Raw genomic sequence first — 19558 nt, 5'->3', positions numbered from 1 at the left:
CCGATGTAATCCAACTGTTGCTGAGGTCATGGAATGGGCATTGCATGAAAGCGCGCAAAAATTTTCCGCTCCACGTTCATGTCTCCGCGCTGTTTGTGTTGCTCATTCTTGCGGTCGGCATATTGATCAGCAGTATCGTCCATTCGCTTGCAAGGAACATGCTCGAAGCTGCCGCATCGGACACGACGCAGCGCATGGGTCTGCAAATGCACGATGAAGTGCGCAAACTGCTTTCGCCCGCGGAGATGGCGGTCAAACTTCTCGGCCAGAGCGTGCTGGTGGAAGCTGTCTCTCTCCCCCAACGGCTTGAACGCATAGGTATGGTTCGCGAAGCATTCGACGCTTCGCCGACGCTGAATGCACTCTATATCGGCTATCCGAATGGCGACTTCTTCTATGTGAGGCAGTTGCAGGACGACGCCGACCGCGCATTAGTGAATGCGCCTCCTGAAGCCCGCTATATCGTCCAAAGCATCGAACACCACGAGTCTTCTTCGGTGGGACGTTTTCTATTGGTCGATGCAGATCTGAAAGTTCTGAAGATCATCGATCGTCCCGGATATCCGGCGGAATTCGATCCGCGCACGCGCGACTGGTACCGCTCGGCCAACAGAACCGGGAAGTTGATTCGCACACAACCTTATGTGTTCTTCTCGAATCACAAGGTGGGTACGTCATTGGCCGTCGCCAGCGGAGTGCCGGGCGTCGTGATCGGCGGCGACATCACGCTGGACACACTGGGGCAGGCGCTTTCAAACGTGCCGAAACCACACGGCGCCACGCTTGCGCTGATGAACCGCGGCGGTGAAGTTATCGCCGACGGCACGATGCCCGCCGCCAGTCTGACCACGATGGGCCCCGATCAGAAGCCGCGCCTGCGGCTCGCGCGCGAGTTCGGCGAACCATTGCTCGCGCGGCTCGCGATGGACATCCCCGCATCCGACACCACGCGAGAGATACATGAAACCATTACGCTCGACGGTCACGAGTGGTACGCGTCGATCGGCAGATTACCGTTGGGCGATCACGATCCGCTCTTTCTGGTGTACGCGATACGTAAAAGCGATCTGCTGCATGGCGCCGATCGGCTGCGTTCGATAAGCCTTAGCATTACTCTGCTGATCGTTCTGTTGGCGATTCCGGTGATCTGGCTCGGCGCTCGTCGCATTACCAGTCCGCTGCAATCTCTCACACGCGCAGCGGAGGCGATTCGGCATTTCGAATTCACGCAGGAGTTCGAGATTGCCTCGCGAATCACCGAAGTCAACGAGCTCGGCACCACGATGAACAGCATGAGGCGGACGATCCGGCGATTCCTGCATATCATCGAGAACGTCGCGAAGGAACCTCGCATCGACCGGCTTATGCCGATGCTGCTGACCGAGACGATGAGCGCGGCCGACGCCGACTCGGGCGTGCTATACCTCGTCGACGAAGCGACGCTCGAACCGGCGTCGGTATGGAACGCACGGAGCATGAATGGCGAAGTACAGCTGCAGCAGACCACGCTCGACGGCACGTTGTCCGTCATCCGCGAAGCGATTCGCAACGGCGCGCCACACACGGCTTATCTGACTCGCGACGAAGTGGCCGGCGCGAAGCTGACCGCGCTTGCCGGCGACGGCGGCTGCCATGCCGCCGCCGTCCCGCTGCTGAATCGGCAACGCCACCCAGTGGGCGTTTTTCTGTTCCTGCGCTCAACGCCGATGGAGAGTGCCCAATTGTCGTTCGTCAGGACCGCCGCCGGCCTCGCCGCGGGTGTGCTTGAATCCCGCGAACTGATCAAGGCGCAACGCGATCTGTTTGAGGCCTTTATCCAGTTGACCGCTGGGGCCATCGATGCAAAGAGCCCTTATACGGGCGGCCATTGCGCCCGCGTACCGGAGCTGACCAAACTGCTCGCGAAGGCGGCCTGCGATACCACCACGGGCCCTTATCGCGAGTTCAAACTGAATGAGCAGGAATGGGAAGCGCTGCATGTCGCGGCCTGGCTGCATGATTGCGGCAAGGTCACGACGCCGGAGTATGTGGTCGACAAGGCAACCAAGCTCGAGACGATCTATAACCGCATCCACGAAATCCGCACGCGCTTCGAGGTGCTGAAACGCGATGCGGAAATTGCCTGCCTGAAAGCGATCGCGGCTGGAGAAGACACCGCCACCGCACAGGCGCGCCGCGATCTCGAACTTGCGCAACTCGATGACGAATTCGCGTTCGTGGCAACCTGCAACATCGGTGGCGAATCGATGAACCCCGCGTATATCGAGCGCCTGAAGCAGATCGGCGCGCGCACGTGGGAGCGCACGCTCGATGATCGCATCGGCATCTCGGCGGAGGAGAGCCTGCGCAAGGATGGCACCGTCGCCGAGCCGCTGCCGGTGCGCGAGTCATTGCTTGCCGACAAACCCGAGCATCGCATCGAGCGCGACGAACGCGAGCGAATTGCCGCGGACAATCCGTGGGGATTCAGAATGACGGTCCCCGAGTTGCTGTATCACCGCGGCGAACTTCACAACCTGTGCGTCGAGCGCGGCACGTTGTGCGAGGAAGAGCGCTTCAAGATCAACGAGCACATCATTCAGACGTTGATCATGCTGTCGCAACTGCCGTTTCCGAAACACTTGCGGCAGGTACCGGAAATTGCCGGTGGCCATCACGAGCGAATGGACGGCAAAGGCTATCCGAAGCGTCTGACGCGCGATCAGATGAGCCCGCTCGCCAGGATGATGGCGATCGCGGATATCTTCGAGGCACTGACGGCGGCCGATCGTCCGTACAAGAAAGCCAAGACGCTCTCCGAATCGATGGAGATCATGTGGCGGATGAAACGCGGCGGCCATATCGATCCGGAGTTGTTCGATCTGTTTCTGACTTCCGGTGTGTACCGCGACTACGCGGATCGATTCATGAGCAGCGAGCAGATCGACGAGATCGATATCGAGCGTTACGTCGAAGCGGCTGAAATCGGTTAGTGCGTTAGTGCGTTGAGAATGCGCTTCTCCGCAAGCATCGGATGAAGCGCCCGGCACGCGCGAGCCCGGCAACAAAAGCGGCTATGATGGCGCCGTGTTCCGCCGCCGTGCCACTCAACTCACCGAGCATCCAACCTTGACCATCCACATCCGCCCCGCCACCTCCTCCGACGCCGCGCTGATCCTTCGCTTCATCACCGAACTCGCGGTGTACGAGAAAGCCGAGCACGAAGTCGTCGCCACCGTCGCAGATATCGAAAAGAGCCTGTTTTCCGCGGGTGTTCCGGCAAAAGCGCTGATCTGCGAAATCGATGGCGAGCCCGTCGGCTTTTGCGTCTATTTCTTTTCGTATTCGACGTGGCTCGGCAAACAGGGGCTTTATCTGGAAGATCTGTATGTGTCGCCCGCCTCGCGCGGCAGCGGCGCCGGCAAACAGATGCTGCGCCATCTCGCGCAAATCGCCTGCGAAACAGGCTGCGGCCGCTTCGAATGGAGCGTGCTCGACTGGAACGAACCGGCCATCGGCTTCTACAAGTCGATCGGCGCGAATCCGCAGAGCGAATGGGTGCGCTATCGTCTCGCCGGCGATGCGCTCAAATCATTTGCCGAAGGCGAAGGAAGTGCATAAGCGGCTCAAGCAGCGTCGCTATTGATATCGCACTACGCACCTATCGTGATACGCGCATTGTTTATCTGCGGCAAGAATCGCCTGCGCAGTCCTACGGCTGAACAGGTATTCGCCAGTTGGCCCGGCGTCGCCACCGATTCGGCCGGTCTCGGCGCGGATGCCGACGTAGCGCTCACGGCCGAGCAGTTGCGTTGGGCCGATATCGTCTTCGTGATGGAAAAAGCGCATCGCGCGCGGCTGTCGGCGAAATTCCGCGCGTATCTGAATGGCAAGAAGGTTGTCTGCCTCGACATCCCCGACAACTACGCATTCATGCAGCCCGAACTCGTCGCGCTGCTCGAACAGAAAGCGGGAAGATTTCTTCGCGCCAAATAGCGGACCGGCGGCTCAAGCAACGTCGCCCGTCACTCCACCGACGACGCACTCGCCGGCGCGATCTCGAACGCGTCGCCCGTCGCGAAGAACGTTCCGCCCGCCACATAGTGGCAGGTGCGCAGATTCGGGTCGTCACCGAAATGCCAGCGGTTGTGCGAATAAACGCGGCTATCCGCGTACGCGGCAACCACTTCGCCGATGATCAGATCGTGCCGTTGGCTGTCATCGGGAATCACTTTGCACTCCATCCACGTGATGCAACCGGCGAGCATCGGTACGTCGATTTTTTGCGCGGGGAACGTATCGAGATCGAACGCGGAGAACTTGTCGAGTTCGGTGCCTGCATGCGTGCCGACCGCGAGTGTCTGCGCGGCGAAACCACGGCTCGGCAATTGCAGGCCGAACACGCCACTCGCTTCGATCAGGCGACGCGTCAACGTCCGGCTATCGACGACGACCACCACCTTCGGCGGATTGAAATCGAGCGGCATCGCCCACGATGCGGCCATCACGTTCGAGCGGCCGCCATGCGCGCTGGTGACGATCGTGACGGGGCCATGATTGAGCAGCTGCGTCGCGCGCGGCAGTTCCACGGGTTCGCGAGTGGGGTTCATTGTTTGCGGGTTTGCGCCGGAAGAGATGACGCAGATTGTAGCGGCGCCAGTCGAAGGGGCGCGGCGAAGTACGGCGAACTGAAACGAAGCGACGATGCGGCGGCGGCCCGCAAGCCGCCGCCCTGACAGACCTCAGTGTGGCGCTTTGCCGTTCGGCAACGCATCGAGCGGCTTGTGCTGTTCTTCGCCGAGCCCCGGGAAGAACGCGTTCCATGCGGCGCGCACGCCTTGCGCCGCGGTAGCTTCGGCGTTGACCGATTCGACCGCGCCCTCGCCGGCTTTCGACGGATCGGCGGACAGTCCGCGCCAGTGCGTGAATACGAGCAACGGCTTTTCGGTCCAGACGCCGTCGCCAAACTTTGCGAACGCCGTGTCCCCGCTCGTCAATTGCACTTCGTACCAGCCTTCGCGGACGGGCGTATGCGTGGCCAGGTCAAACCACGGGGTCGGTTCGATTTCCTTCATGTCGTCTCCGGTCGGATAGATCGTCATCGATAACCACATTCAAGGCATTGTTCGTGCCCATTGCCGGAACCGCGGCGAGCGCACCGTCTGCCGGGCGATCACGCCGGGCGGCAAGCCGTGCAATGGCGGCACATGCTGGCGAAATCGTGAATCGGTCCTGTCGAATCGCCGCGCATAGACGACACGATAGCGCGACATGGGCCGCGCGGACAAACGTAAAACTTACACGCGAGGCGCGGCAGCCGTGGGGTCTTGCTCACGCGCCAACTCCGCCAGCACCTTGACCGCCGGCGCCAACCGCTCCGCAGCCGTATTGCCATAGCCGATCACGAGACCATTCGTCGCTTCCGACGCGGCCAGCGCGAACCCCGACAGCGCCCGCGGGTTGAGCCTTCGCGCCTGCGCGCGCTCGGCCAGCGTGCGGTCATCGAGCGTCGACGGCAACAGCAGCGTCAAATGCATGCCGCAATCGCCGCCGAGAATCCGCGCCGCCGGAAAATGCCGCGCCAGCGCATCGCGCAGCGCCTGCTGGCGCTCGCGGTACAGCCGCCGCATGCGCCCGAGATGCCGCCCGAACTCGCCGCTGTCGATGAAATGCGCAAGCGCCAGTTGCTCCAGTCGATGCCCGCCGCGCAGCATTTCTTGCAGTGCAACAGCGGCACGCGCGGCGATCGGGCGCGGCAGCACCACGAAGCCGATGCGCAGCGCCGGAAACATCGTCTTGCTGAACGAGCCGACGTACAGCACCGGCGCGTCGTCGACGAGACCCTGCATGCTCGCAATCGGCTCGCCGGTATGACGAACCTCGCCGTCGTAATCGTCTTCGATCAGCCACGCGCCGCCGCGCCGGGCCTGCGCAATCAGCGCGAGCCGCCGCGCGACCGACAAGACCGCGCCGGTCGGATACTGATGCGCGGGCGACGTGTAAATCAGCCTCGGCGGATGGGTGCGCCACGCATCGTCCGGCGCGGCGATGCCCTCGGCGTCGACCGGCATCGCCAGCGTATGCAGATCGCCCGCATTGAACGCGGCCTTCGCGCCGCGATAGCCGGGGTCCTCGACCCACGCGATATCGCCGGGATTCGTGAACAGACGCACGCACAGGTTCAGCGCCTCCTGCGCGCCCTCGGTGATCACCACCTGCGAGCCGTCGCAGCGCACGCCGCGCGCCATCCGCAGATGCGCGGCGATCGCGTCGCGCAGCGCCGGCTCGCCGGCCGGCGTACCGTAGCCGAGTGCCTGCGGCCACGCACGCTCCATCGCCCGTTCGAGCGCGCGCCGCCATGCGGCGAGCGGAAAGCGGTCGAGCGCGGGCGTGCCGGGCGTCAGCGCATAGCCGTTGTCGACGGGGTTCTGTGGCGCCGCGAACTGGCCGACGCGCGCCGCATACGCGACTTCCGCCGCGGCGCCCAGCGCCATCGGCTCGCCGCGCGCGGCGGGGCTCGATAGCGGACTCACGCGCGTGCCCTGACGATCGGCGATCACATAGCCGACCGCGGCCAGATGCTCGTAGGCGATCACGACCGTGTTGCGCGATACGCCCATCTCCGCCCCGAGCAACCGCGACGACGGCAGCAGCGACCCCGCCGGCAAGCGGCCCGCGAGAATCGCCTGCTGCAGACGTTCGATCAGCTGCTTTTGCAGCGGCGCGGGCCGCGCGGCGCCGTTGGTGGCACCGTTCGCGGCGGTGGCGTCGTCCGCATGGATAAGCGCCCCGATGATCTCGATCATGTTTGCTGGACCTATCGATCAGCCGTGTCGTGGATCTTTTGAACATACCACGTTTGCCGTATCGTTTCGGCATCGACCTGTATCAACCGCCCGCGCTCGCGCGTACCAGACTGGGGAACAGACATGGAACAAAGACGTAACACGTATGGCCAGCCGATCGGCATCGCCGTGCCCGGCTGGCATGGCGCCAGGACACCGGGCCGCGAGCCGCTGACGGGCCGCTATTGCCGGATCGAGCCGGTCGATGTCGAGCGCCACGCGGCGGACCTGTTCGACGCGTATAGCTCGGCCACCGACGGCCGCGACTGGACCTATCTCGCGGTCGGCCCGTTCGACAGTCTGAGCGCGTATCGCGAGCATTTGACGCGCATGGCCGCGTCGAAGGATCCGCTGCACTACGCGGTGATCGACCTCGCGACCGGCAAGCCGGTCGGCACGCTCGCGCTGATGCGGATCGATCCGGCGAACGGTGTGATCGAAGTCGGCCACGTCACCTATTCGCCGCGTCTGAAGCGCACGCGCATCGCGACCGATGCGATGTTTCTGCTGATGAGCGAGGTATTCGACGCACTCGGCTATCGACGCTTCGAATGGAAATGCGATTCGCTGAACGAGCCGTCGCGCGACGCGGCCGCGCGTTATGGCTTCACGTTCGAGGGAATCTTCCGCCAGGCGATCGTGTATCGCGAGCGCAATCGCGATACCGCGTGGTTCTCGATCCTCGATGGCGAATGGCCGGCGCTGCGTGAGTGCTATACGCAATGGCTCGATGCAGGCAATTTCGATGCGCAAGGGCAGCAGGTGGCAAAGCTCGCGGACCTGATCGCGCGGCGCAGAGCGGCGGCGTAAAAAGCGCGCGCTCTTCGCGCTTGCTTCAAAAGGCGCGCCGTCGATACGTCCACACGCGGCGCGCTTGCCCTGAAGTCAAAGCAGCTCGGAACAGCCCACGCCCGGGAAGCGTGCAATCCCGCCAGCAACTCGCCATGCGCCGCCAACCGCGGGATGCGAATACCGCTTCGCCCTACACTGCGCAGTGACGTCGCGCGAGCACCCTGGCCCGGCATACGTACCGGCAACGGCCCGCGCGACGCCAATCCGATTGCCACGTTCGCCACCGCCCAGCCGATGAAATCCCGTCTGCGCTACCTCAGCGCATTGCTCATCAACGTCGCGCTGCCGTGGCTCGTCTACCGGCTCGCGTTTCCGCACTGGGGGCAGTCCGGCGCGCTCGCCGCGTCGGCGCTGCCGCTGATCGCGTGGATGAGTTGGGACCTGTTCCACTATCGCCATTTCGACGCGCTCAGCGCGCTCGTGCTCACGGGTATCGTGCTTTCGCTCGGGGCTCGGTCCATCGGCGCCAGCACGCGCTTGCAATCGCTCGAAGATCCGATGGTGTCGGGCCTGATCGGCATCTCGTTCCTCGCGTCGCTCGCATTGCGCAAGCCATGGGTGTTCTATCTGGCACGCTCGACGATGTCGCGCGAAGATCATCGCAGCGCCGAGAGTTTCGAGCGGCATTGGCGTGAACGCCCGACGCTCGCCGCGTATATCCGGCTGATGACGCTCGTATGGGGCGTCGGCATGATCGCCGAGAATATCCTGCGTTGCGCGATCGTCTGGTACTGGCCGGACGATCGCCGTGCGGTGCTTGCGTCGACGCTGCTGCGCTACGGCGTGTATGCGGCGCTCACGCTATGGACGTTCTGGATCCGCCGACGCATCAAGCGGGACGCGCGGCGTTATCCGGATGACGATGCGGTGGTCGCGAGTTCGACCGTCAGCCTCTGATGGTTCCGCCGCGCAATTCCTCGGCGCCCCTCACGCCAACTCCAAAAACCTCTTCAAACAAGGGTTCCGGTTCGCCGGCGACCACGCCAGCACCTGCTCGATCAGCGGTGCATCCACCAACGGCCGGAACACCACGCCCGCAAGCTGCGCCTTGCGCATCGACGACGGCACCAGCGCGACACCCACGCCCTCGTCGACGAGACTCAGCACCGTCTGCTGCAATTGCACCTCGAAACGGATATCGGGCTCGAAGCCGCCCCCGCGGCAATGCTCGAGGATCGTTGCGCGCAGGCTCGGCGCAACATCCTCCGACGCGAGCACGAACGGCTCGCCGGCCAGTTGTGCGATTTTCAGCCGCCGCGCCCGCGCGCGCGGATGGCTGCGCGACAGCGCGACACACAGCGGCTCGCTCAGCACCGTGCGCGTCGCGAGTGCCTTGTCGGTCACGGCCGGAAACATGATCGCCGCGTCGATGTGCCCGGCGAGCAGTTGTTCGGTCAAATCGTTCGATACGACCTCGCGCAGTTTCAATTCGACCTCCGGATACGCGACGCCGAAAGTTCGCGCGTAGCCGGGCACGACGCTATACGCCGAGCACATCGTGAAGCCGATCGCGAGCTTGCCCGCCTCGCCGTGCGCGGCGGCCCGCGCGTTGCTCACCGCCTGCTCGACCGCCGCGAGGATTGCCTTCGCATCCGCGTAAAAGCGTTCGCCGGCCGAGGTCAGCGTGACGCTGCGCGGACTGCGCTCGATCAGCGTCACGCCAAGGCTCGCCTCCAGCGCCGCGAGCTGCCGGCTCAACGGCGGCTGCGACAGATTCAGCCGCGCCGCCGCCCGGCCAAAATGACGCGTCTCGGCCAGCGTAACGAAGTAGCGTAGCGGTTTGACATCGATCACGAAGCCTCCGTGGAACAACGATGCAAAAAAGGTATTGTTGAAGCCTTTAAACAGTATTGGATTGTATCAACGCAATTCACTACGCTGGCGGCTCGGCAGTTTCGCCGCATTTCGGCGCCTTCTTCGGTGTTTTCATAAGCCGCTTTCGCTCGCCCCGTTACACGCAACTTTTTTCGCCCCCCGCTTTCGCACCGCTTGCATCGATGTTAGCCACCCTCGAAATCCTGCTTCCCGTTTTCGGCCTTATTTTCGCGGGCTTCGCGTGCCGCCGGCGCGGCGTGCTCGGACCGAACGCCGCCTCCGAACTCAATCGCTTCGTGGTGTGGCTCGCGCTGCCCGCGCTGCTGTTCGATACGATGGCGCACGCAACCTGGCATCAGCTCTACCAACCGGCGTTCGTCGCGACGTTTTCGATCGCCTGCGCGGCCGTGTTCACGCTGATCCTCGCGCTGCGCCTGTTCAACGGCCGGCACCTCGCCGATGCGAGCGTCGACGCGATCGCCGCGTCGTATCCGAACACCGGCTACATCGGCTTTCCGCTCGGCGTGATCGCGTTTGGGCAGGCGAGCCTGACGCCGACGACGATCGCGACGATCCTCGTCGCGTGCGTGCTGTTCGCGCTCGCGATCGTGCTGATCGAAATCGGCCTGCAAACCGAGCGCACGCCGCACAAGCTCGGCTTCAAGGTGCTGCGCTCGCTCGCGCGCAATCCGTTGATCGTGTCGCCGCTCGCGGGCGTAGCGGTCGCGAGCCTGCACGTCACGTTGCCCGCCAGCGCGGAGACCTTCCTGAAGCTGCTGGCCGGCGCGGCGAGTCCGTGCGCGCTCGTTAGTCTCGGCCTGTTCCTCGCGGAAAAGCGCTCCAGCGAAGCGAGCTCGGGCGCGGGCGCTACAAATAGCGAGAGCGGCGCGGGCGGCATTTCACTGTTGTTGACCGGCGTCAAGCTGATCGGGCAGCCGGCGCTGACCTGGTGGCTCGCCGCGCGCGTGTTCGGCCTCGCGCCGGCACTGGTCGAAATGGCGGTCGTGCTCGCCGCGCTGCCGACCGGCACCGGCCCGTTCATGCTCGCCGAGTTCTACGATCGCGAGGCGCACATTACGTCGCGGACGATTTTGCTGTCGACGGTCGGTTCGGTGCTCACGTTATCGTTGCTGCTGATGGTGATGGGACATCGCACCTAGCCGCGAGCGCGCGTTATCCTTCGCACACGGGCCGCGAAGGTCCGCGATCTCCTGATGCGCGCCGCGCAACGACCGCCGTGCCCCAAGCCCGCCCACCCAAACTCGACGATGACGCGAACGCCCGCTCCCTCGCGCGGCACTATCCGCGCGGGCTGCGCATCGATCCGCACTCGCATGCGTGGGCGCAGGTGCTGTACGCGGTCTCCGGCGTGATGTGGGTCGAGGTCGGCCGCGAGGCACTGGTCGTACCGCCGCAGCGCGCCGTCTGGCTGCCAGCCGGCACGCCGCATTCGATCCACATGATGAGCGACGTCGAGATGCGCAACCTCTATCTGCACGCGCGCAACGTCGGCCATCTGAGCCCTCGCAGCGACGTGTTCGAGGTGAACCGGCTGCTGCGCGAGCTGATCGCGTCGATTGCCGAACACGAGCGCGCCGACGCGCGCGACCCGACCTATCTCGACGCCGCCTATCGTCTGGCGATGCTGGAACTCGCGCGTGCGCCGCGCTCGTCGTTACGCATCGCGCTGCCCGGCGCATCGGACCGGCGGCTCGAAGCGCTGTGCCGCGCGGTGATCGACAACCCGACCAACGCAATCGGCTTCGAGCAGCACGCGGCATCGGTCGGCGCGAGCGTACGCACGCTCGCGCGGCTCTTCATGCGCGAACTCGGTGTCGGTTTTGCGGAGTGGCGGCGTCAGGTGCAACTCGCAGTCGCGGTATCGGGCCTCGCCGAAGGGCGGCCGGTGAGCAGCATCGCCCGCGCGCTCGGCTTCCAGCCGAGCAGCTTCAGCGACATGTTCCGGCGCGAACTGGGCGCGCCGCCGAGCGCATTCGATCCGCGCCGGACGCTGGTGGATGAACGAAACGCCCACACCGCGGCGCATGCGGATGTCGACCAAGACCGGCCCAAAGCCTGATCACCTCGCCAGGACCCTCCGCGTTCCCGCTTCGCCAAAGCGTCGGCACCGCCGTACCCCAGTCCCGCTCCCCGTTGTCCGAAATTCGAAAGTCCTTGTCCTGACTCGCTCTCGTCCGTCACCTAGACTTAGCTCCATCCGCATACGACGCGGCCTACCTACCCTAGGAGCGACCCACGATGAAAGCGATCCAGTTCAAATCCTTCGGCGCACCCGACGTGCTCGAATACGTCGACCTGCCGACCCCGCAAGCCGATGCCGGCCACGCAGTGGTGCGCGTGATGGCGGCCTCGGTCAACCCGAGCGACGTGAAAAACGTCGCTGGCCATTTCGCGCACACGGTACTGCCGCGCACGCCGGGCCGCGACTTCAGCGGCGTCGTCACGGACGGCCCGCGCGAATGGCTCGACGCCGAGGTGTGGGGCACCGGCGGCGACATCGGCTTCACGCGCGACGGCACGCACGCCGAATACATCCAGCTCCCGCTCGCGGCGCTGTCGCGCAAACCCGCCGCATTGAGTCACGCGGCGGCATCGGCGATCGGCGTGAACTTCGTGGTCGCATGGCTCGGCACCGTCGAATACGCACAGTTGCGCGCGGGCGAAACGATCGCGGTGCTCGGCGCGGGGGGCGGCGTGGGCGGCGCGATCGTGCAGATCGCGAAGGCGCGCGGCGCGCGCGTGATCGCATTGGACCGCCGCCCGCTCGATCCGGCCACGCCCGCAGGCCGCCTGATCGACGACTACGTGCCGTTCGACGAACACGCGAGCGAACGGCTGCGCGAGCTGACCGATGGCGCGGGCGCGGAAGTCGTCTACGACACGGTCGGCGGCGTCGCGTTCGAGACCGCGTTGAGCGTCGCGAAACGGCGCGGCCGCGTGCTCGAAATCAGCGGCACCGGCAAACGCCGTGTCGAATTCGATCTGATCGACTTCTATCACAACGAGACCCAATTGCTCGGCGTCGACAGCGCGAAGCTCGGCGTGGCTGAATCGGCGCCGCTGATGACGGCGCTCGTCGATGGCTTCGAGAGCGGCAAGCTGAGCGCACCGGCGATCGCGCAGGAATTTCCGCTGGCCCGCGCGCGCGAAGCCTACGACGCGGTGGCCGCGGGCACGCGCGGACGCGTCGTGATTCGCATGGATTAACCGTCACCGCCCCCTTCCCACAGGTACAACGAACATGAAAGCGTATGTGCTCTCGCTCGCCGCCGGTGCGCTGGTCGGGCTGCTGTATAGCGTGATGAACGTGAAATCGCCCGCGCCGCCGACGGTCGCGCTCGTCGGGCTGCTCGGCATGGTCGGCGGCGAGCAACTGATTCCGCTCCTGCGCGCATGGCTCGCGTCGGGCGTGCATTGAAGCGCCCGCCGAATCACGACTCACGCGGCCTGCCGCCGCGCGCGACACGTTAAGATTGAGGCCCGCCGGGCTCCCGCCGCGCCCGGTGACGACAAGAAAGCATCGCCTCGGAGAATCTGATGTCTGAAGAATATGAAGTGCATGGTCCGCACGATCATGCGGTCGAACACGCCGGTCACGCCGCGCATCACGACGCCGACCCGTTCGCGAGCCGCATGGCGGTCATGACGGCGATCCTCGCGACGATCGGCGCGCTGTGCGCATACCAGAGCGGCAACAGCGAAAACCTCGCGCTGTTCTACAAGAACGAAGCCGCGATCAAGAAGACCGAAGCGGCGAACCAGTGGGCCTACTACCAGGCGAAGGGCGAAAAGCAGAACCTCGCCGAACTCGGCGCGGCGCTGGCGCCGCCGAACAGTGCCGCGCAGGCCAAATTCGCCGCCGACGTCGAAAAATACACGCACGAAAAAGAGCCGATCCGCGCCAACGCCGAAGCGATCGAGAAGCAGGTCGTCGTCGCAGACACGCGCAGCGAAGCACTGCTGCACGGTCACCATCGCTGGGCCCAGGCGACGCTGCTGATTCAGGTGGCGATTGCGCTGTGTGCGATCACGCTGCTCACGCGCAAGAACTGGCTGCGCAATCTGGCCTACGTGGTCGCGACGGGTGGCGTGCTGACCGCGGGCGCGGCGTTTTTCGGGCTATGAGCGCGGCGCTGTTCGCCTCGCGCTTGCTCCGCTTTCCGCACTTCCGCTGTTTTCCCCGTATTTGCCGTTTCCAGCCAAGGAGTGTGTTGTGATCGATGGCTCCGCCGTTCTCGGCGTTTTCTCCGTCTATATCGCGGGCGTCGTGAGCCCCGGCCCGAACTTCGTGGCGGTCGCGCACAAGGCCGCGTCGGCGACGCGCATCGAAGCGCTGGCGATGGTCGCCGGCATCGTGCTCGTCAATCTGTTCTGGGCAAGCTGCGCGATTCTCGGCGTCGGCATCGTGTTCGCCGCGTTTCCCTGGCTCGCGCTCGTGGTCAGGATCGTGGGGGCGTGCTATCTGCTGTGGTTTGGCGGACGCTTGATCTTCAACGCGTCGGCGGCGCGGCAGATGGTGCTCGCCAAAGCGCCGTCGGGCGGCTTTCGTCAGGCGTTCACGCAGGGCTTCGCGACCAACATCGCGAATCCGAAATCGATGGCGTTTTTTGCCGCGGTGTTCTCGTCGGCGGCGCCCGCGCATGTGAGCACCGGCACGTTTGCGGCGATGCTCGGCATGGTGTTCGTCGTCGCCAGCAGCTGGTATGGCTTCGTTGCGCTGGCGTTGTCGCATGCGCGGATCGCGGCGGCATACCGGAGCGGTAAGACGTGGGTCGATCGGGTATGCGGCGGATTGATCGTCGCGTTGGGCGTGCGGCAGTTGATTCGCTAAGGCGCTCAATGCGCAAGCCCGCGCGCACGCTCCAGCAGCAACACCCGCTCGCGCGTATTGCGCGTCATCGCCGCGGCACGCTCGAACTCGGCGCGCGCTTCATCGATGCGCCCGAGCTTGACCAGCAGATCGCCGCGCACACTCGGCAGCCAGTGATAATTCGCGAGCGCCGCATCCGCGGCAAGTTCATCGACGATTTCGAGAGCGGCCGCCGGCCCGAACGCCATGCCGACCGCGACCGCGCGGTTCAACTCGACCACCGGCGACGGCGCGACCTGCGCGAGCGCATCGTATAGCGCGACGATCTGCGCCCAGTCGGTATCCTCGGCGCGATGGGCACGCGCATGACAGGCGGCGAGCGCGGCCTGCAACGCGTACGGCCCGCTCGCGCCGCCGAGCGCATGCGCGCTCTGCAACGCAGCCAGCCCACGGCGAATCAGCAGCGGATCCCAACGGCTGCGATCCTGATCGAGCAACAGCACGGGGCGCCCCTGCGCGTCGATGCGCGCGTGCGTGCGCGACGCCTGAATCTCCATCAGCGCGACGAGGCCGAGCACTTCGCTCTCGCCGGGCACGAGTCCGCCGAGCACGCGCCCGAGCCGCAGCGCTTCCTCGCACAGCGTGGGGCGCATCCAGTCGTCGCCGGCCGTCGCCGAATAACCTTCGTTGAAAATCAAGTAAATCACCTGCAGCACCGACGCGAGGCGCGGCGCGCGCGCGTCCGCTTGCGGCACCTCGAACGGCACGCGCGCCGCCGACAGCGTGCGTTTTGCGCGCACGATCCGCTGCGCGATGGTCGGCTCCGGCACCAGAAACGCGCGGGCGATTTCATCGGTCGTGAGGCCGCCCAGCAGACGCAGCGTCAGCGCGACGCGCGCATCGGTCGACAGCACCGGATGGCACGCGGTAAAGATCAACCGCAGCAGATCGTCGCCGATATCGTCGGCACGCGCGGCATCGAGCGTATCGACGAAATCCGGCACTACGTGCGCTTCGATCGCGTCGAGATCGTGGCCGAGTTCCTCGCGCTTGCGCGCATGCAGCGCTTCCTGGCGCAGCCGGTCGAGCGCGCGGTTTTTCGCGGTCGTCATCAGCCATGCTCCGGGGTTATCGGGCACGCCGGCGTCGGGCCAATGTTCGAGCGCGGCCACCAGCGCGTCCTGCGCGAGCTCTTCCGCGAGCCCGACATCGCGCACGATCCGCGCGACGTGAGCGATGACCTTCGCGGACTCGATCCGCCAGACAGCCTCGATCGCACGATGGGTGGCCTGCGTTGTCACGAGCTGACCTTAATTGGCTGCCGACTGCGCGCTCGGGTCCGCGCCCGGTTCCATGTACGCGAGTTCCCAGATATGGCCGTCGAGGTCCTCGAATGCGTGCCCGTACATGAAGCCGTGATCCTGCGGCGGGCGCGGCGCGCTGCCACCGGCGGCGAGGGCCTTCGCGACCAGCGCGTCCACTTCCGCGCGGCTGTCGCACGACAGGCACACCAGCACTTCGGTGCTCTCCTTCGCGTTGGCGAGCGGCTTCGGCGTGAAGCCCTTGAACATGTCCTTGACGAGCAGCATCGCGTAGATGTTTTCGCCGAGGATCAGCGACACCGCCTGGTCGTTGCTGAAGCGCGGTTCGACGCTAAAGCCGAGCGCGGTAAAAAAGGCCTTCGAGCGTTCGACGTTGTCGACCGCGAGATTGACGTAGATCTGTTTGTGCATGATGGCGTCCGGTAATTGACGTGGGTTGCTGGCGCGGTTCAGTGACGACCTTGCTGGACCTGGCGGAAACGTTCGATTTCAGGGCTCGGCTCGAAGTCGTCGAGTTCGAACAACTGGCGGACCTCGATCTCGCCGTCGGCGTTCTCGCCGAACGGCGCGGGGAAACGCCGCGCCCATTCCATCGCTTCGTCGCGCGAGCGCACCTGGATCAGCGTATAGCCGGCGATCAGTTCCTTGGTTTCCGCGAACGGGCCGTCGACGATGGTCCGCTTGCCGCCGCTGTAGCGCACGCGCCAGCCTTTCGAGGTCGGCTGCAAGCCGTTGGCGTCGAGCAGCACGCCGGCTTTGGCGAGTTCTTCGTGGTACGCGCTCATCGCGGCGATCAGCGATGTTTCCGGCATCTCGCCGGCTTCGCTCGTGGCCGTGGCCTTGACGATGATCATGAATCGCATGGTCGTTGCTCCGTCGTTGTATGTGGGTTGTTGCCGGTGGATGCAGGTGAATCGATCGCGGAACGCGCGGTGCCGGCGCGCTCCTCATTCACACGACGAGCGATGCGCGGTCCGATCGACACGCGCGGCAACGCCCAGGGAAAGTACTGAGCAAAAGCCTCCCGGGCCTTTAAATGCGACTACATGAAACACGGCCCGAGCTTGCGCACCTCGACCGTGCACCACGCCGCCGCCGGGCAGGCCTGCGCGATCTCCAGCGCCTCTTCACGCGTGTCACAGTTCAACAGAAAGAAGCCGCCGATCATCTCTTTCGCCTCGGCGAACGGACCGTCGACGAGCTTCGGCTGACCATTGCGGACTTCGACGCGTACCGCATCCTTTTGCGCGGTCAGCGATTCGGCCGCGAGCAGTTTGCCGCGCTCCTTCAGGCCGGCGGCGAATTCCAGCATCTGGCCATAGACTTCGCGGCCCGCGGCTTCGCCACGCTCGGCGCGTTGATTCGGGGGTTCGACGATGAGCAGCATGTAGGACATGGCGTCTCCGATTGGGTCGGGTTGGTTTGCGATGCGTTTGTGGTTCGCTTGTGGTTCGCTTCCGGGTGATTGGGCGGGATCGTCGCCGCGCGCGCCGGCATTCGCTGGCCAACCCGGCTGCTAATGAGCATCGTTGGAAAGAGGCGCAACCAGTCTAGCAACAGGGCATGACAGCGGCAAACCGCCAGGCTGGTAGGCCCGCAACGCAGGCCCGCGCTTCGTAGTGCGTTCGCGAGACGGCCCGGCGCATTCCGGCCGGCATCCGCGGACATTTCCGCTACGGACACTCGTAAAAGCGACGTGCCACGCATCTTCACGCCGGCACGCGACACACCAGCGCCGCTTTGAAGTATTCTCCGAAATCCATTCGAGCCCGCGCTTGAACAGCCGTTTCAGCGCGGGACCACGGCGGCCTCATCGGTCGCACCGGCAACAACTCAAATAGTCCGAGCAGCGGGGAATTTCATGCATCGATCGATCGTGCGCACCGGTATCGCAACCGCCATCACCTTCGTCTTCTTTCAACTCGGCGGATGCGGCAGCGGTGGCGGTTCCGGCACCGAGTCGACCCCCGCGCCGCCGCCGAGCCCGAACTCGGTGAGCGGCACGGTTGCATCGGGCACCGCGCTCGTCGGCGCGAACGTCACGCTGACCGATGCGACCGGCGCGCAGGCCACCGCGACCACCAACACGCAGGGCGCGTACAGCCTCGCCGTGAAAGGCATGACGCTGCCGTTCTTTATCGTCGCGAAAGATGCGGCGGGTCTGTCGGCGCCGCTCGTCGCCGTGGTCGCGAAGCTGCCGACCAGCACCGCGCCGGCCGTCGCCAACGTCACGACGCTGACCACCGCGCTCGCCGCGATGCTGACCACGTCGGGCAATCCGCTCGATCTCGCGTCGAGCACCGCGCTCGCGAAAGTCACGTTGCCGTCCGTCGAAATCGCGACGATCACCCTCGACACGATCCTCGCGAACCTCCTCAAGCAGAACGGCATCCAGATGGCCGGCTTCGATCCGGTCAGCGCCGCGTTCACGCCGAATCACACGGGCGCCGATGCGGTGATCGATACGGTATCGCTGGTCACGGCGGCCAACGGCGGGCTGTCGCTGGTATCGAACGCGGCGCCGGCCACGACCGTCGCGCTGAACAACAAGACCGCGCAGGGTGTGGCGCTCGCGGCGCCGTCGGTCGCCGCGAATTATCTGGAGCCGCTCGCGTCGCTGCTGACCGCCTGCGCGGCGAACGGCGCGCTCAACAACACGTCTTGCTCGCCCGCCATCGATGCTGCGTACAAGGAAAGCGGCTCGACCGATCTCGCGGTCGCGCACGGCCTGACCGAAGCAGCGCTGACCGGCGCGGCGTTCGGCCCGCCGAAGACGCTCGCGTTCTTCACGCGCGCCGGCAAGCAGCTGGCGCTCGTGCAACTGCCGTTCACGCTCGCGAGCGGCAAGCCCGGCGTGTTCTACAGCATCGCGCAACAGCTCGCGACGCCGGTGACGCTCGCGAACGGCACGCAGCTCGGCTGGGATCTGATCGGCGATCAGTCGTCGTTCGCGGTGACGATCAAGTCGCAGATCACGCGTCAGACCTTCCTCGATACGCGGCTCAACGACGTGAACCGCTACGAGTCCGGGCTCCAGATCACGATTCCGGCGACATCGAATTCGAACGTGTATTCGGCGTCGGTCAGCGGGCCGGGTCTCGGCGGGCCGGTGTGGCTGATGCCGCGCGCCGCATCGGGCAGCAGCACGCTCGGTTTCGCGGATAGCGCGTTGAGCGCGCCGCCTGTCGCGCCCGCGACGACCAGCAGCAATACGTCGCTGTATCGCTGGTCGTGGCTATCGCTGTCGTCGACCGCGAACTTTACGCCGCCGGCATCGACCGGTTTCTACGCCGCGCAGCCCGTCGACGCGACCGGCGTGCCGCTTTATTCGACCTACACGGTGACGTTCTACGACAGGAACGGCGCGCAGCTCGGCCAGTCGTCAGTGATCAATCCGGGCAGCCCGCTCGGCGCGGCGGCCGGCGGCTCGGTCGCGTGGCCGGCGCTGGTGATGAACGACGCGACGACGCAGTTCCTCACGCCGGGCACGCAGCTCGCGGGCGAGCAGTACGCGCTGAGCGTGACGTGGTCGAGTCTCGTGAACGGACTCGATCTCGCGCTTCCGGTCAATTCGGTGGAGATTCAGGCGACCGCGCAGTCGAATGCGGGTCTGGTGGAAGCCAACGGATTCTCGATCGGCCCGATGAACAACACGACGGTCGGCCAATATCAGACGACCGTCAGCGCGGGCGTCGACTCGACGGGCGTGCAAGTCTGCACGACCTGTCCGTTCCCCGCGCTGACCACGGGGGGCTCGCGGCTGATTCAACTGGGTGGCGGCCAGAACGGCACCGCGTATTACGACATCACGAGGTATAACGACTGACGCGGGCGGCGTTGGCGGGCGGGCCTTCGTGCAGGCGCTTTTTGCACGCGCTTTTTGCAAGCACCTTCGTGCACACGAACACCCGCCG

Annotated in this window: 20 protein-coding genes; 12 read left to right on the top strand and 8 right to left on the bottom strand. The window is 65.2% G+C overall.

Features of this window, described 5'->3' with window-relative positions:
• The first annotated feature begins 44 nt into the window (after positions 1–44).
• The 3 genes from L0U82_RS19515 to L0U82_RS19505 all read left to right on the top strand — a co-directional run bounded on the left by L0U82_RS19515 (position 45) and on the right by L0U82_RS19505 (position 3975).
• Positions 45–2972, top strand: coding sequence for an HD domain-containing phosphohydrolase (locus tag L0U82_RS19515; protein ID WP_233833636.1), 2928 nt, complete (start codon positions 45–47; stop codon positions 2970–2972).
• Positions 2973–3108: 136 nt separating this feature from the next.
• Positions 3109–3600 (top strand): GNAT family N-acetyltransferase, encoded by a 492-nt coding sequence (locus tag L0U82_RS19510; RefSeq protein WP_233833634.1) that lies wholly within the window; start codon positions 3109–3111, stop codon positions 3598–3600.
• 45 nt (positions 3601–3645) lie between these two features.
• Complete coding sequence (locus L0U82_RS19505) at positions 3646–3975, top strand: low molecular weight protein tyrosine phosphatase family protein (protein WP_233833632.1); 330 nt, start codon at positions 3646–3648, stop codon at positions 3973–3975.
• A 29-nt stretch (positions 3976–4004) separates the two neighbouring features.
• Here the strand turns inward: L0U82_RS19505 and L0U82_RS19500 are convergent, their stop codons facing one another.
• The 3 genes from L0U82_RS19500 to pdxR all read right to left on the bottom strand — a co-directional run bounded on the left by L0U82_RS19500 (position 4005) and on the right by pdxR (position 6785).
• Positions 4005–4589: a flavin reductase family protein gene (locus tag L0U82_RS19500; protein ID WP_233833631.1), complete on the bottom strand. Its 585-nt coding sequence runs from the start codon at positions 4587–4589 to the stop codon at positions 4005–4007.
• 132 nt (positions 4590–4721) lie between these two features.
• Positions 4722–5054 carry a hypothetical protein gene (locus L0U82_RS19495; RefSeq protein ID WP_233833629.1) on the bottom strand — a complete coding sequence of 111 codons (333 nt, stop codon included), beginning with the start codon at positions 5052–5054 and terminating at the stop codon, positions 4722–4724.
• Positions 5055–5276: 222 nt separating this feature from the next.
• Positions 5277–6785 (bottom strand): MocR-like pyridoxine biosynthesis transcription factor PdxR, encoded by a 1509-nt coding sequence (gene pdxR / locus L0U82_RS19490; protein ID WP_233833627.1) that lies wholly within the window; start codon positions 6783–6785, stop codon positions 5277–5279.
• A 123-nt stretch (positions 6786–6908) separates the two neighbouring features.
• On the opposite strand from pdxR, the gene L0U82_RS19485 reads away from it, so the two are divergent.
• Both L0U82_RS19485 and L0U82_RS19480 read left to right on the top strand, forming a co-directional pair.
• Complete coding sequence (locus L0U82_RS19485) at positions 6909–7634, top strand: GNAT family N-acetyltransferase (protein WP_233833625.1); 726 nt, start codon at positions 6909–6911, stop codon at positions 7632–7634.
• 276 nt (positions 7635–7910) lie between these two features.
• Positions 7911–8573, top strand: coding sequence for a VC0807 family protein (locus L0U82_RS19480; protein ID WP_233833623.1), 663 nt, complete (start codon positions 7911–7913; stop codon positions 8571–8573).
• A 30-nt stretch (positions 8574–8603) separates the two neighbouring features.
• Here the strand turns inward: L0U82_RS19480 and L0U82_RS19475 are convergent, their stop codons facing one another.
• A complete protein-coding gene (locus L0U82_RS19475; RefSeq protein ID WP_233833621.1) occupies positions 8604–9470 on the bottom strand; it encodes a LysR family transcriptional regulator in 867 nt (288 codons plus the stop codon).
• Positions 9471–9673: 203 nt separating this feature from the next.
• Here L0U82_RS19475 and L0U82_RS19470 point away from each other — a divergent pair, with 203 nt between their 5' ends.
• The 6 genes from L0U82_RS19470 to L0U82_RS19445 all read left to right on the top strand — a co-directional run bounded on the left by L0U82_RS19470 (position 9674) and on the right by L0U82_RS19445 (position 14343).
• On the top strand, positions 9674–10651 hold the full coding sequence (locus tag L0U82_RS19470) for an AEC family transporter (protein WP_233833619.1): 978 nt from the start codon (positions 9674–9676) through the stop codon (positions 10649–10651).
• A 77-nt stretch (positions 10652–10728) separates the two neighbouring features.
• The gene (locus L0U82_RS19465) at positions 10729–11571 is read left to right on the top strand and encodes an AraC family transcriptional regulator (RefSeq protein WP_233833617.1); all 843 of its coding nucleotides are present in this window, start codon (positions 10729–10731) and stop codon (positions 11569–11571) included.
• A gap of 179 nt (positions 11572–11750) precedes the next feature.
• Positions 11751–12719: a quinone oxidoreductase family protein gene (locus tag L0U82_RS19460; protein WP_233833615.1), complete on the top strand. Its 969-nt coding sequence runs from the start codon at positions 11751–11753 to the stop codon at positions 12717–12719.
• Between the two features lie 34 nt (positions 12720–12753).
• Entirely contained in the window at positions 12754–12930 is a 177-nt protein-coding gene (locus L0U82_RS19455) for a DUF1427 family protein (protein WP_233833613.1), read from the top strand.
• A 119-nt stretch (positions 12931–13049) separates the two neighbouring features.
• On the top strand, positions 13050–13637 hold the full coding sequence (locus L0U82_RS19450; RefSeq protein ID WP_233833612.1) for a DUF4337 domain-containing protein: 588 nt from the start codon (positions 13050–13052) through the stop codon (positions 13635–13637).
• An 88-nt stretch (positions 13638–13725) separates the two neighbouring features.
• Complete coding sequence (locus L0U82_RS19445; protein WP_233833610.1) at positions 13726–14343, top strand: LysE family translocator; 618 nt, start codon at positions 13726–13728, stop codon at positions 14341–14343.
• A 5-nt stretch (positions 14344–14348) separates the two neighbouring features.
• On the opposite strand, the gene L0U82_RS19440 is transcribed toward L0U82_RS19445, so the two are convergent.
• The 4 genes from L0U82_RS19440 to L0U82_RS19425 form a co-directional block, all read right to left on the bottom strand.
• Complete coding sequence (locus tag L0U82_RS19440; RefSeq protein WP_233833608.1) at positions 14349–15623, bottom strand: RNA polymerase sigma factor; 1275 nt, start codon at positions 15621–15623, stop codon at positions 14349–14351.
• A 9-nt stretch (positions 15624–15632) separates the two neighbouring features.
• Positions 15633–16055 (bottom strand): VOC family protein, encoded by a 423-nt coding sequence (locus L0U82_RS19435; protein WP_233833606.1) that lies wholly within the window; start codon positions 16053–16055, stop codon positions 15633–15635.
• A 38-nt stretch (positions 16056–16093) separates the two neighbouring features.
• Positions 16094–16507: a YciI family protein gene (locus L0U82_RS19430; protein ID WP_233833605.1), complete on the bottom strand. Its 414-nt coding sequence runs from the start codon at positions 16505–16507 to the stop codon at positions 16094–16096.
• Positions 16508–16686: 179 nt separating this feature from the next.
• Positions 16687–17040 (bottom strand): YciI family protein, encoded by a 354-nt coding sequence (locus L0U82_RS19425; protein WP_233833603.1) that lies wholly within the window; start codon positions 17038–17040, stop codon positions 16687–16689.
• A 465-nt stretch (positions 17041–17505) separates the two neighbouring features.
• On the opposite strand from L0U82_RS19425, the gene L0U82_RS19420 reads away from it, so the two are divergent.
• Positions 17506–19470 carry a hypothetical protein gene (locus tag L0U82_RS19420; protein WP_233833601.1) on the top strand — a complete coding sequence of 655 codons (1965 nt, stop codon included), beginning with the start codon at positions 17506–17508 and terminating at the stop codon, positions 19468–19470.
• The last annotated feature ends 88 nt before the right edge of the window (positions 19471–19558 follow it).

The organism is Paraburkholderia sp. ZP32-5 (assembly GCF_021390495.1).
Taxonomy (GTDB): Bacteria; Pseudomonadota; Gammaproteobacteria; order Burkholderiales; family Burkholderiaceae; genus Paraburkholderia.
This window is presented reverse-complemented; position numbering and strand designations above follow the sequence as displayed.

Coding starts and splice junctions, on each gene's coding strand:
- L0U82_RS19515 (WP_233833636.1), top strand. CDS start 45: ATGAAAGCGCGCAAAAATTTTCCGCTCCACGTTCATGTCTCCGCGCTG.
- L0U82_RS19500 (WP_233833631.1), bottom strand. CDS start 4,589: ATGAACCCCACTCGCGAACCCGTGGAACTGCCGCGCGCGACGCAGCTG.
- L0U82_RS19495 (WP_233833629.1), bottom strand. CDS start 5,054: ATGAAGGAAATCGAACCGACCCCGTGGTTTGACCTGGCCACGCATACG.
- pdxR (WP_233833627.1), bottom strand. CDS start 6,785: ATGATCGAGATCATCGGGGCGCTTATCCATGCGGACGACGCCACCGCC.
- L0U82_RS19485 (WP_233833625.1), top strand. CDS start 6,909: ATGGAACAAAGACGTAACACGTATGGCCAGCCGATCGGCATCGCCGTG.
- L0U82_RS19480 (WP_233833623.1), top strand. CDS start 7,911: ATGAAATCCCGTCTGCGCTACCTCAGCGCATTGCTCATCAACGTCGCG.
- L0U82_RS19470 (WP_233833619.1), top strand. CDS start 9,674: ATGTTAGCCACCCTCGAAATCCTGCTTCCCGTTTTCGGCCTTATTTTC.
- L0U82_RS19460 (WP_233833615.1), top strand. CDS start 11,751: ATGAAAGCGATCCAGTTCAAATCCTTCGGCGCACCCGACGTGCTCGAA.
- L0U82_RS19455 (WP_233833613.1), top strand. CDS start 12,754: ATGAAAGCGTATGTGCTCTCGCTCGCCGCCGGTGCGCTGGTCGGGCTG.
- L0U82_RS19450 (WP_233833612.1), top strand. CDS start 13,050: ATGTCTGAAGAATATGAAGTGCATGGTCCGCACGATCATGCGGTCGAA.
- L0U82_RS19435 (WP_233833606.1), bottom strand. CDS start 16,055: ATGCACAAACAGATCTACGTCAATCTCGCGGTCGACAACGTCGAACGC.
- L0U82_RS19430 (WP_233833605.1), bottom strand. CDS start 16,507: ATGCGATTCATGATCATCGTCAAGGCCACGGCCACGAGCGAAGCCGGC.
- L0U82_RS19425 (WP_233833603.1), bottom strand. CDS start 17,040: ATGTCCTACATGCTGCTCATCGTCGAACCCCCGAATCAACGCGCCGAG.
- L0U82_RS19420 (WP_233833601.1), top strand. CDS start 17,506: ATGCATCGATCGATCGTGCGCACCGGTATCGCAACCGCCATCACCTTC.